This is a genomic window from Desulfosediminicola flagellatus (assembly GCF_005116655.2).
GTDB classification, from domain to species: domain Bacteria; phylum Desulfobacterota; class Desulfobulbia; order Desulfobulbales; family Desulfocapsaceae; genus Desulfopila; species Desulfopila flagellata.
In genome coordinates this window covers 141805-154130 of the sequence record NZ_CP050698.1, presented here as the reverse complement: position 1 = coordinate 154130, position 12326 = coordinate 141805, and the positions used below count along the sequence as shown (strand labels likewise).

Sequence of the window (12326 nt, the reverse complement as noted above, 5' to 3'; positions counted from 1 at the left end):
CAATTCATTTTTTGAGCATTTTAAAGTAAGGAGAGATCTCATCTTTCCCGAGGATATAGAGAGCTCCTACATATGATAGTGCTCCGAAAACAATACGTATAATAATATTATTTAAAGGATCCAGAAAAACGACTAACACCATCAGTGTCAATGGTAAAGACATAAGCCGAATGCCCCTAAACATTCCAGCTAAAATAAAATGCTTACTCGCGAGTACAGCTAACCATATAAAAGTTAATATTTCCGTAAACAAAGTAGCACACGCTGCTCCAATAACTCCGTATATCGGAATAACAATACAATTAAGAACTATATTTACCACTAGACCTACTAATACAACTTTAAGCACTGTACCCTGTAACTTTATAGCCCCAAGCGAATAACGTATCTGAAGTGAAATAAACAAAAATGGAACAGAGACAATGAGTATTTTAAAAACATCTGCTGAGAGCAGATACTCTTGTCCAAAAATCAAAAGTATAATATCATCTGCCAGTAGCCATCCACCAATAGCAGTAGGCACTGAAAGAAGTATAATTCCATTGATTGATTTAGACATCACCTCACTTGCACCCTGATAGTCTTTCCAATATAACTGAGCAATAGCTGGAAAGCTTGCAGTTGCTACTGCATCTGCTACAAAGCTCAACCTGTAAAATAAATTCGCTGCAGCATTATATACGCCTACAGATTGTAAATCCTGTATTTTGGATATAAGGAACACATCTACATTTGTATACATGGTCGATGCCATACCCAGCAACATGAAACTCAAGCCCTCCTTAATATTCGTCCATATAAATTTCAGATCAACACTTAAGGCTGGGAACTCAAACCTCCTGTTATACAAATAGGCATTAAAAGATAATCCGAGCATAGCACCTATTACGTAAACCCAACTAACAGTAACTAGCCCACAACCTACCTTCAGCACAACAATTGATGCCACTCCAGTAAATATTCTAACCAATATGTCCCTTACAGCCACCTTCCCCATTTCTTCATTAGCTTGAAATATATCACTGATGATTTTAGACAGCTGTTCAAACATATTTGCTAAAGCAGCAATAAATATAATATACACTGCCTTTTTGTCATATTGCATGATCATTGCAACCATAGGAATTACTGCAGTCATAATTCCTATGAGCAGAATTCGGGCTGGAATTATTTTACCTAAATATACATTTGCTTTACCACGCTCTCTTGCAACCTCTCTGATAGTAAGAGTCCTTAATCCTAATTGCCCCAGAAAAGCGAAAAATATAGAAAAGGTAAATGCCAGAGAGAAAATCCCATAATCAACTTTCCCCAAACTTCTTGCTACATAACCTACGACCACAATTGACAAAAGGTTAACAGCAACCTGTTGCAAGCCCAATATGGCTGAATTCTTAGCAACCCTGAAAATGCGTGAACCGCTCAATGTTAATCCTTAAAATACATTAGTGAAATAATATCTTATATAAATATTTTTATAAATATGTTAACACCTATAATACCTAAAACCGTTAACATAGATATTTGCTTTATTACATTATTGCCAGGCTCAAACATAAATTCTCGTGAAGAAAATACCCATCCAAACCTGACAATTAGGGCAACCAAGAGGTATGGAAGAAAAACATAAGACCTACTGAGAAAAGACATAGATGTCACAACAGCCGCAAGACATGCGCCAAATGCTGAAAATAGAGCTATGTCCTCGGGTGACAAGTCATTACGTTGTTCCCCCCACAAAAAAGATTTAAAACTTTTTAATGGTATCCAAAAAAATCCTACAAAAAAGAATAAACCAAACACTCCTAACTCAGCCATTATCAAGACAAAAGAATTATGAGCAGTAAGTTCATGAAAATCTGTGAACATCCCCATTCCCACTCCGAACAGAGGACTCTCCTTAAACATTTGGTATCCGGCATACCATGCATCCAGTCTTCCAGAGGCTGAACTTTCTCCAGCTGATATCTCTCCCAATCTACTTGGCCCGAGTATAAAAAGTAAACCTATTACAATTACGCTTAAAATCATCCCTTTAGTGTTACGGTACAACAATACAAAGTAAACCGTGATAGCTACGAAAAGTGATAGCACTCCACCACGAGAATTGGTGAGATAAATGCCTAAAACAAGTAGTGCCAGTGCGATCAACGAAATTATTTTGTTCTGTTTAAATCGTGCAATTAAAAAAGGAAAAGGCAATACAAACAATAATGCTAAATCATTCGGATCTGAAAATGGCCCAAGCCATTTGATCCTCGTATGAATCAGTCTTTCACCGTTGGATGTATACGCCTGGAATAGGGGTTCTACACCAAAATAAGATACCCCCCGAGAGTATTCAAACCACCCCTCAACAGCAACAAAACAACAGCAAAAAACGATGACATAGCACACCATAATCACTTGTTTTTTTGTCTCAACAGAGTAAGACAGTAGAAAATATCCAAAAAATGCTGGCAAGAATTTATTGAACGACGCTATGACACCAGCTAAGTAAAATTGAGTGACATGTGATAGTAGAATGGCAAGAAAGAACCCAACAATTAGGCTATCGTTTGCACACCATTTTTTATGGTTAGTATTAATCGATGATAGAATTACACTCAATAATCCTAAAACCCCACACAGGAGTAAAATTCTACTTCCATAGAGTGAAGGAATAAATTCAAAGGGTCTAACAATGTAGAGACTAACAAAAAGACACGCAAATATAAATTTCATTTCCTTGGCCTAAAAGTCATTTGTAGATCATATTTAGCATTATCTCGTCAACAACATATTTCTTAAAAATCAAACATAAAAACAACAAATGACTATAACTGCATTCGAGGGCTGAAATTTACAATTAGATCAATGGTCACTATGCTTTAAACCATCCGCCGTGTTTTCTGAAGTAATACATTAGCCCCCAAAAGTGACTAAGTGATAATTTTGAAAAAGGCTGCTTATGTGATATCTGTTGAGTAAAATGTGTGATTTTGAGTTCTGGGAAAAAAACAACTGAATAACCAGCTTTCTTGACCACCATTGAATAATCTACATCTTCAGGTGCATAAAAAATATTTTCATCCAGATAACCAACTTCCCCCACTAACTCTTTACGAAAAAACCAACATGCGGAAATAGCACTATCCACTTCACATTGTTTTTCAAATGGAAAATCTTCATAAAAATCATTATCAACAATTCTAACTTTAAATATTGCTTTTATTGTCTTTTTCAATTTCAACATAAAGGTTGGGAACTTTTTCACAGAATTCTGAATTGTACCATCCCCCAAAACCAACTTAGGTGCTATTATTCCAAAACGTTTGTCACTATTTAATATATCAAGAACCTGCTTAATAGATCCAGCACCAAATTCTGTATCAGAATCCAATACACAAACATATTTCCCAACTGATTTTTTTATACCAATATTTCGAGTATACGTTGTACCCATATTATCGGGAAGGGAAATGAGAGTAATTGAATTATCCAACCCGTCATTCAACTCCTTGATTTTCTCTAATGTTGTATCGTTTGATCCATTATCAACAACTATAAATTGACAATTAATATGTTCATTTTCACATTGCTTTGAAAATGAGAAAATACATTGCTCAATATAGTCTTCGGAATTCCATGTAAGAATAATAAAAGAAAGATCTATACACATTTCATATTTCTCGCGACATACCCTCTCGAAAAATTTCTAATATCAGAAAGATATAATCCACCACGTTTGTCGTCATTTTAATGTAAATATGGCTAAAGACCTCAGGCCGTATTTAGCGAATGAGTTTTAGTTCATAATCATATAAATCCTGAGGATTTGGACTGTTTTCTCTTTCTAAACCTTTAATGACATTATACATATTTCTCGCCGACACATAGTGCAGACAATACTCGTTTTTTTGACAGTAATTCTCCAAATTTGTAAACAGTGCATCCAGACCACCTTTATCAAAAAAGAAGTCCATATCTTTTTCCTGGGTTCCATGACTATACAGTTTTACAAAAACTATATCAGGGCGACCAGCCACATGTATATTGCATCGATCCCATACTTTCAGTCGATCAACACCTACCCCTGAATTAGCCGCCACCCGTCCATTTTCAATACGAGGTAGAATTCCAAACTTTCTATTGTGTGTATTGAAAGCTAACGGGCCCTGTATACACAATAAGCCATCTCTCTGAGATTCACCGGCGAAGGCATTTCGGCCACGATCATGCGACTTAGGTGTATTAGGATCATCTATAGCATAATAAATACTGTTAATAGTAGATGTTTGCGTATCGCTTGGCGCTGACGGCATAGTAAAATCGGCATAACAACCAGTATCTTGGAGAACCGTTATTTCATTATTAACACCACACCACTTTCCATCAGGACGAGAATTATCTAATGCCCAGTTGCCATGGATAAAACCATATTTTATTTCATTAGTATCCCTATCTACAGAAAGAAGCCCATGTTCCTCCGCTAGCCTCCGTTTGAAATCTAAAAGAGTCAAACGAAGATTATCTGCTGTGTCATTGTCATGATGGAGATGAATTTCGGTTTCGCCAAATCCGTTGTCACAGATTTCTTTGACCATCTCCAATAGTCCGGCTTCATACTCTTCTTCTGGGTAAAAAAAACAATGCTTAGGATTTCGACCAAATGAATCTGTATGTTTTTCAGCAATTGCTTGGTATTGCTTTAGCCATCGCATCACTCGAGAGTATGCAGTTGACCTATCAACTTTGTTCCAATATGGTTCATAATGATCGCAAATTGTAAAAAGAATATGTAGCTTTCCTTGTTTTCTCTCACCAGACAAGAGAAATTTCCCTATTTGTCGAAAATACGACAACAACCAAATTTCTGTGTTTCTTAACACTTAAGAGCACCTCTCTCTAAAATCCACAAAAGCCCCTGCTTAATTCACTCAATTTTACGACTAGGCATCTAACCCTGCCAAGGAATGGCCAAACGTTGTGTTACCAACCGTTTATTGCTTATTAACAGCCACCAGGAACAGTGTTACTCATCTCAATATCGAGTCTGTTGAGTGAAAGACAGTCCTGCCAATAACGTGTTCACTGCAATTAGCAGGCTTAGCCCAAGCACGAACACCACTATACCGGAAAAGTCGTGTAAAAAACCATGAGCTACTTCAGGGCCAAATCGTGAGGCCAAAATTGCAGTACCAGTAAGCCGAATAATATTTGCGATAACCGCAATAGGTGCAGCTGAAGTGAACTGAATAAATTTCCCTAATTTATTCAGCCTTGACATAAAGGCCAATGCACTACTGAGAGCAAACATTGTCATCAATGATCGCAAACCTGAACATGCTGCAACTACCTCCAGTGTAGTCTCAGGCAGATGGAGAACATTTCCTTCCCGAAAGATTGGAATACCAAATAGATAAACGACCTGTTCAGTAATTGCTGATGAGAAAAGTTGCATTGGAAATGCAATATTATTCCATACAATAGCTGGCAATGGGATCATGAATACCATATAGAAAATTGGAAAAAGGAGCTTTTTAAAATACTCCCAACCAAGTAAGAACAGTATTACTCCGATCAGCACCAATATTAGAGATGTTCTCTGGAGGAATAATTCTGAACCTACCTTCCCGACTACAAGCTGGAGCAATCCAATCCCTATGAGGATCAACCCTGCATTATTCGGCCGAACCTCTATCTTCTCAAGCTGATAACGCATTGACCAGATGAAATACGCACTCAGGACCGGAATAAAGTAGCCATGAGAATAGTCTTCATTTGTTCCCCAGTCAGAAACCAGTTTTTGCAGAAATGGTAAATATATTGCTAGGAGCGTAGCAATGACAACGCCGCAGCAAATCATCCCCTGCTTATTTAACTGTGTCATCTGTTTAGTCATATTTGTGCTCCTGGAAGATAATCTTTAAGGGTCTCCATCACCTTCTCAGAAAAGTCTTCCAACTCAAGCCTGGTAGTACTAAGGTCATTCCCTGGAACAGATGCCATAACTCTTACAAATGCCCCATCTCTTCGACCAGATAGAAGTGCATCCATAACCTGATATATCTTCTCCCAATATTCAGAACCTATAACCCGACCTCGGTTCTGGTACCAGTAATACACTACCTGTAACTCATTACCCCTTCGGATAACCATTTCTGAAATATTGGATTTTTCATTACTTCGTGAGTTTACGTCTAATGTTCGCGGTATAACATTATCTATACCCCACCCCCCCCCAGGAATACAATTACGTGGTGAATGATAGCCTGCCCCCATACCAACGGCCTCATAATACCCAACGTACAAATTTATTCTCCGGCCATCCGGGTGAATGTAGTTGTATTGAATGTAGTCCTCAACCCCCAATAACTCAACAACCTCAGATGAAGACTGAAAAGAATTAGACAAAGAGTATTCACCCACGGAATGTGGAAATTTGGAGAGTGTTTTTTTAATAGGTACCGGTTTAACCTCACCGGTAACATCCATCACGTACCAGGTGACTACGAACAAAACCAGCACGATTAAAACTCTGGCTTTACTTATCATTATAAAAACTCTTCGTATATATTATCAGGGCGTTACCACTGAAAAAAGTCATTCTCATACGACAACGTTAACTGTACACGGTGATCGTCGTATTCTTTCCCCTCATCATCAGATTGATTATTAGTAAAGTCATATGTAATATCGGCAACATACTTCTCAGCAAACCTATAACTCAAACCACAACCTACCGAGAATTTCTGATTATTCTCCGTTCCCAAAGCAAGAGTATCAGAAACAGAATCCCCTGAAACCAAATCATCCAGTATTGCTTGATTCTCGGTATTCTCTAAAATCTGTTCACGATCTTCGTTACGATATAATCCATATGCTGATACTGTCATGTACTGAATAGGTGTATAGCTAAAGTTTGCCCTTGTCTGCCAGAATTCAGTTTTCCCACGCTCACCAGTTCCCGAAAAATTTTCAAAATCCTGCCCACTTGATGTGGATAATGTAAATGATCCCTTTTCGATTTTATAGTTCAATGAAGCATTACCATTATAATCCCATTCGCCACTGGTATCATCCCGCGTACTGTACGTCGGTCCACCACCAATACTAACGTCCAAAGTTGGTGAAACAATCCATTTCCACCCCAACGTTATATCATGTATTTGCTCGTCAGCTCTCACTTCAGAATCATAATCGCTTTCATTAAAAGCATACGCTAAGCTCAAAGTTTTATGCCTTACATACTCATTCTCCAAGGATAAGCCTGCGCGATATTCATGAACGTCATCAGAATCATCTGTTGACTCAGACTGAGAACCACTATCTTCAGCACCAACAGTTTCATACAATCCTCGAACGTAACCTAGAGAACCGACCGTCCTCCATTTTGAGTTAATTCTGTGATCAACCGCCAAGCCAAGATCGTGTTTATCGTAATCCTCATATGAAGTACCGAAATCATCATCATCATTTCGCAGGATGTCATATACATATGCCACAGACAATCTACTATCTTCGTAATACGTATATGATGTGGAGATAGATAGACTGTTGTTGGAGTAGCGCCTACGACCATTCTCGTCTCGTAAAACATAAGTCGACCCGACAGCAGGCGAAATATAAGTATCAGTATTGCCAGACTCAGCCGGGGTAGATGAGGTAAACTGATCTGTATTTGTGAAGGTATCTGATACGGCAAGATCCCATTTACGCGTTAAGCGCCTTGTGTAATCTAATGAGAGATTATGGTCCACATCACTTTCACTGTCATCAAAGTCATAATAAAACGTTGGTGAGTACCTAAATTCAGTAGATTGCTTTATCGACTCTGTCAAAATAGTAATATAAGGAGAAATGGTGAATCGGGAGGTATTGTCGTCTTCCTGAGTATCTGAAACATACGCTCTGTCACTTAGGTCATATCCAGCAGCTATCCCGCCCGACAAAGTATTTACACCAGCATAACTTTGCATCACAAATGTAACACTAAGAGGCACAGTCAAAAATATTAGACGAATATTCATAGCGAATTCCCGAGTTTCTTTTTAGTGAACAATAATTATATCGCCAGATTTAATGAGAATATTTCTCTCAAGTTTACGACCACCTAAAAAATCATCATAATCAAACCGTAAGGTATTACCGTTAAATAATTTTGAATCTTTGCTCAACTCTTTCCTCACAACAGTCATCTCGGAATTTGCCCATTCAGTAAAACCACCAGATCTTGCAATAACCTGCACAAGATTAATAGGAAATTCCAGCTGAAAAATACCAGGTTGGGCAACCTTGCCCATAACTGTATAACGCTTACTGTTGCTCTTATTGAGAACAACAGTCACTATTGGATCATCATATACTGTGCTATACAGGATCTTTAGATAATCAGCCAACTGCGTTAAAGTCATACCGTCAGCTTCAACATCACCTATATGCTTAACCGAGATTCTCCCATCTATTCTAACTTGCACTCCACTGCCAGCTGTCCCAGTTTCCCCAACTCCGCTGGGAGCAGGATAAGGAGCTGAAACTGCCATACTCCCTTCACCATACACTTGGATTTCAAGAAAATCCCCTGAACCAATTATATATTCAACTTCGCTACTTTTTGTGGCTGCCCCTGAACCAAGAACAGAAACCTTTGCTTTCTGTTTTAAATCATCGGATGCTGTGATATCCTTAGTTGATTGTGCACAAAACCCCTGAGACGAAAATAATACAATAAACAAAATACTCGCAAATATTACACGAAGCCATGTCATAGCACCCTCTCTAATTAAATTAATAACTATTAACAGAATCGTAAATTCGATCATATTTCCGGATATCTGTCAATTATTTATAAAATCTAAACGATCAAACGCCTAACACTTACAATAATCAGACAAAAAAATCACTGATTTCGATAGGAAAACGTTTTTATTTATTATACAGTAGTTTTTTATCTTAAATTGTCCAAAGATAATTACTATATAAAGACAACATGTTCCGAATAACCTATCCAGAATAAGAAATTTACTAACATCTTTGACAAGGTAATCCTATGATACATTCTCGCTGGTTCAGCCTTTGTTGCATCGTGCTTCTACTTTCTTTTCTATCCGCCTGCCAAGACCCGGAGCAGAAAAAACAAAAACACTATAGTAGGGCAATGGAGTACATCCAACAAGAAGACCAAAAATCTGCAATCCTGGAGCTTCGGAACGCAATCCAACTCGACCCGAAGTTTGCCGATGCGCGTTATCAACTCGGCCTGCTTCAATTAAAAGAGGGTAATCCGCGTGCCGCGTTTGGCGAGCTGCAGCGAAGTGCAAATCTCGACCCTGCAAATCTGGATGCCAATGTTAAGGTTGCAGAATTTTATCTACTCTCAAAAAATACTGAAGAGAGCAGAAAGTATGTCGAAAAAGTTCTCGAACAAGCACCGGCCAATCCGGACGCACTTGCGCTTATGGCAAATCTCGAATTGGTCTCCGGCAATTTTGATTCTGCCTTACAGTATCTTGACAAGGTACATGCAGATAAAGCTAAATCAGACCGTTTTTATAACATTCGGGGCCGAATCTTTGCTGCGCAGGAAAAGTTCGCTGAAAGTGAAGAAATGTTTTTAAAAGCCATCGAACAAGGCCCTGAGAATTTTACAAATTATCGTTCATTATTGATACTCTACCAACAGCAAAAACGTGTTGAAGACACTGAAAAACTCTTTGAAAAAGCTGTAAGCGCCTTCCCTGACAATGCTCAAGTACACATTCTGCTTGCCAATTACTACAATGATAATAAAAAATTTAATGAAGCTGAAAAAGCCTTTTTAAAAGGAATCGAATTACAACCCGAATCGGATTCTTTACGCCTCATCGTGGCAAATTTTTACAAAACTCAGGGGAAACTCCCTCAAGCTTTGGAATTTCTTGAATCTGCATTAGTAGATTTACCTGATTCTCTCGAAATCAAATCAACCTTGGCTGACATCAACTTTGAGCTGAAAAATTTCGACAAGGCCCGCACACTCATGGAAGAGATTTTAGCTTCCAACCCCGCACACGGTGGAGCAAACTTTGTTAAAGCAAAACTTTTACTTAACGACAACAAGCTCAGGGAAGCTGTTGACCTGTTAACCTCGTTAACCACCAACTATCCCAAATGGGCCGATCCAAATTACTTTCTGGCTCTCACCCATCTCCGCCTTGGTGAAATAGAACTGGCACAAAAAGCTGGCCGAACTGCCTTACAATTGTCTCCGGCAAACAGTCGATTCCATACCTTGCAATCACAAATTTTGCTCATCCAGGGAGACTCTGAAAATGCAGGCAAAGAGGCAACGATGGCACTTCGCCTCAACCCTCGCAACTTCGCCGCTGCAAAGCTTCTCTCTAAAGCACTCCTTCAGGACAAGCGTTTTGACGATGCAATAAAGCTTCTATCGAAAATACAGGAAACTGTCCCTAACGATATAGAAGTAATGGGTAGCCTTGGTCTTGCATATCTCGGCAACAACAAGCCAGAAGAGGCAGCTAAGCTCTTCAAGCAATTGCTTGAACAAGCTCCTGACAACTCAAAAGCGCTTGGCTTGTATACTTCTATTCAATCAAAAGGCGATATAAAAGCTGCTATAAAAACTGTTGAAGAACAAATAAGACTCGCAGAAGACGCACCCGGCCATTATATGCTGCTGGGCGAGCTTCTTATGAGGGACAAGCAGGCTGAACCAGCTCTCACCGCCTTTGCAAAGGCCCAGGCTCTCGCTCCGCAAAACCCTCAGCCGTATATTATACGGGCTCAAGTGATGCACTCACTTGGTAAAACTGAAGAGGCTATCACTGAATTTAACGAGTTACTTAAAACTCAACCGAATTCAATACCGGCTAATTTAGGCCTTGCAACATTACATGAGGCTAGGCAGCAAATACCTGAAGCCATAGCACAGTATAAACGTGTCCTTGAGCTTAAATCAGACCAACCAGCTGCCGCCAATAACCTTGCTTACCTGATTGCACAAGATGAAAATGGTGACCTTGGCGAGGCGTTACGTCTGGCAATGCTGGCTAAACAAGCCCTGCCTGATGACCCACGGATTTCGGACACACTGGGGACGGTACATTACAAGCGAAAAGCATACGGACTTGCAATCTCTCAATTCGAACAGGCACTCGCTGAAAAGCCTGATGATCCTGTAATTAATTACCATCTCGCTCAAGCACAGTTCGCCAATAATGATAAAGCTGCAGCATTACCTGCACTGCAAAAGGCGCTTGAATCAAAAACTCCATTTGCAGAAAGAGAAAAAGCTGAGGAACTTTTAAAGGAAATTCAACAATAATTTGAAGCGCTAAAATGTGAGGTGTAAAGTGTGAGGTGATAGGGGTAAGGACTGAGGACTGAGGACTGAGGACTGAGGACTGAGGACTGAGGACTGAGGACTGAGGACTGAGGACTGAGGACTGAGGACTGAGAGTATACAACACCTCCCCCTATATGATCAAAATCTTGTTAAAAATGGCAATAATATTGTTTCAGTAGGGTGCTTAGTGTGAAAGATGAGGTTTAAAGTGCTCTCGTTTGACATACCAAGTTCGGCTTTCGTTTTGGAAGAACGTTTACGATCTATCAGGCAGCTGCCATTGGAACTATGCTTCAATGGCAGCTGATCTTTTCCAATCTCAAAAGGAGGTACACCTTTTGAAACATCCAACACTTGCTGTTATTCTTTCCGGCTGTGGTCACATGGACGGCTCCGAAATACACGAAGCCACCCTTTCCTTACTGGCGATTCATAAAAACAATGCGGACTACATGTGCTTCGCACCAGACATTATTCAAACCCATGTTATTAATCATCTTACTGCTGAGCCAGTAGATGAAAAGAGAAATGTCCTTACTGAATCTGCCAGAATTGCCAGAGGAAAGATTAAACCTCTCGCAGAGTTTAGTGCGGATACATTTGACGCGCTTATCATTCCCGGTGGGTTCGGTGCTGCGAAGAATTTATCGGACTATGCTTTTACCGGTCCTGAATGCACGGTAAACGATGAAGTTTCCAGGGCCATACTTGCAATGCACGCTACGGGAAAGCCTGTTGGTGCTCTTTGCATTGCACCGGTTATTCTGGCACGCCTCATTCCTGGAGCATATTTGACAATCGGAGGGGATCCCGGCACCGCTGGTAATGTGCAGGCAATGGGCGCCTCACATAAAAATACAACTCACTGTGAGATCTGTATAGATAAAGAGAATAAATTAGTGACAACTCCTTGCTACATGCTGGATTCAAGGGTTGATCAAATTGCAGAAGGTGCGGAAAAACTTGTGAAGGCAGTTTTAGAAATGATCTGATTTCT

General features: G+C 39.6%; 10 protein-coding genes. 2 read left to right on the top strand and 8 right to left on the bottom strand.

Annotated elements, in window-relative coordinates; translation table 11 throughout:
* Positions 1-4 precede the first annotated feature (4 nt).
* From FCL46_RS00655 to FCL46_RS00620, 8 genes are all read right to left on the bottom strand, one after another.
* Positions 5-1426, bottom strand: coding sequence for a flippase (locus FCL46_RS00655; RefSeq protein WP_136807957.1), 1422 nt, complete (start codon positions 1424-1426; stop codon positions 5-7).
* Positions 1427-1461: 35 nt separating this feature from the next.
* On the bottom strand, positions 1462-2724 hold the full coding sequence (locus tag FCL46_RS00650) for an O-antigen ligase family protein (RefSeq protein ID WP_136807958.1): 1263 nt from the start codon (positions 2722-2724) through the stop codon (positions 1462-1464).
* A 139-nt stretch (positions 2725-2863) separates the two neighbouring features.
* The gene (locus FCL46_RS00645) at positions 2864-3661 is read right to left on the bottom strand and encodes a glycosyltransferase family 2 protein (protein ID WP_136807959.1); all 798 of its coding nucleotides are present in this window, start codon (positions 3659-3661) and stop codon (positions 2864-2866) included.
* A gap of 112 nt (positions 3662-3773) precedes the next feature.
* Positions 3774-4811, bottom strand: coding sequence for a hypothetical protein (locus tag FCL46_RS00640; RefSeq protein ID WP_136807960.1), 1038 nt, complete (start codon positions 4809-4811; stop codon positions 3774-3776).
* A gap of 212 nt (positions 4812-5023) precedes the next feature.
* On the bottom strand, positions 5024-5884 hold the full coding sequence (locus FCL46_RS00635; RefSeq protein WP_136807961.1) for an exosortase/archaeosortase family protein: 861 nt from the start codon (positions 5882-5884) through the stop codon (positions 5024-5026).
* Positions 5881-6537, bottom strand: coding sequence for an exosortase C-terminal domain/associated protein EpsI (locus tag FCL46_RS00630; protein WP_136807962.1), 657 nt, complete (start codon positions 6535-6537; stop codon positions 5881-5883). Before FCL46_RS00630 ends, FCL46_RS00635 begins: the two co-directional genes overlap by 4 nt.
* A 32-nt stretch (positions 6538-6569) precedes the next feature.
* On the bottom strand, positions 6570-8012 hold the full coding sequence (locus FCL46_RS00625) for a hypothetical protein (protein WP_136807963.1): 1443 nt from the start codon (positions 8010-8012) through the stop codon (positions 6570-6572).
* 21 nt (positions 8013-8033) lie between these two features.
* Positions 8034-8750 (bottom strand): polysaccharide biosynthesis/export family protein, encoded by a 717-nt coding sequence (locus tag FCL46_RS00620; RefSeq protein WP_176371575.1) that lies wholly within the window; start codon positions 8748-8750, stop codon positions 8034-8036.
* Positions 8751-9139: 389 nt separating this feature from the next.
* Here FCL46_RS00620 and FCL46_RS00615 point away from each other — a divergent pair, with 389 nt between their 5' ends.
* Both FCL46_RS00615 and elbB read left to right on the top strand, forming a co-directional pair.
* Positions 9140-11308 carry a tetratricopeptide repeat protein gene (locus FCL46_RS00615; RefSeq protein WP_167505896.1) on the top strand — a complete coding sequence of 723 codons (2169 nt, stop codon included), beginning with the start codon at positions 9140-9142 and terminating at the stop codon, positions 11306-11308.
* Between the two features lie 359 nt (positions 11309-11667).
* A complete protein-coding gene (gene elbB / locus FCL46_RS00610) occupies positions 11668-12321 on the top strand; it encodes an isoprenoid biosynthesis glyoxalase ElbB (RefSeq protein WP_228723303.1) in 654 nt (217 codons plus the stop codon).
* Positions 12322-12326: the final 5 nt, after the last annotated feature.

Excerpts from the sequence above, each read along its gene's own strand:
- FCL46_RS00650 (WP_136807958.1), bottom strand. The coding sequence starts at position 2,724 with ATGAAATTTATATTTGCGTGTCTTTTTGTTAGTCTCTACATTGTTAGA.
- FCL46_RS00645 (WP_136807959.1), bottom strand. The coding sequence starts at position 3,661 with ATGTGTATAGATCTTTCTTTTATTATTCTTACATGGAATTCCGAAGAC.
- FCL46_RS00635 (WP_136807961.1), bottom strand. The coding sequence starts at position 5,884 with ATGACTAAACAGATGACACAGTTAAATAAGCAGGGGATGATTTGCTGC.
- FCL46_RS00630 (WP_136807962.1), bottom strand. The coding sequence starts at position 6,537 with ATGATAAGTAAAGCCAGAGTTTTAATCGTGCTGGTTTTGTTCGTAGTC.
- FCL46_RS00625 (WP_136807963.1), bottom strand. The coding sequence starts at position 8,012 with ATGAATATTCGTCTAATATTTTTGACTGTGCCTCTTAGTGTTACATTT.
- FCL46_RS00620 (WP_176371575.1), bottom strand. The coding sequence starts at position 8,750 with ATGACATGGCTTCGTGTAATATTTGCGAGTATTTTGTTTATTGTATTA.
- FCL46_RS00615 (WP_167505896.1), top strand. The coding sequence starts at position 9,140 with ATGGAGTACATCCAACAAGAAGACCAAAAATCTGCAATCCTGGAGCTT.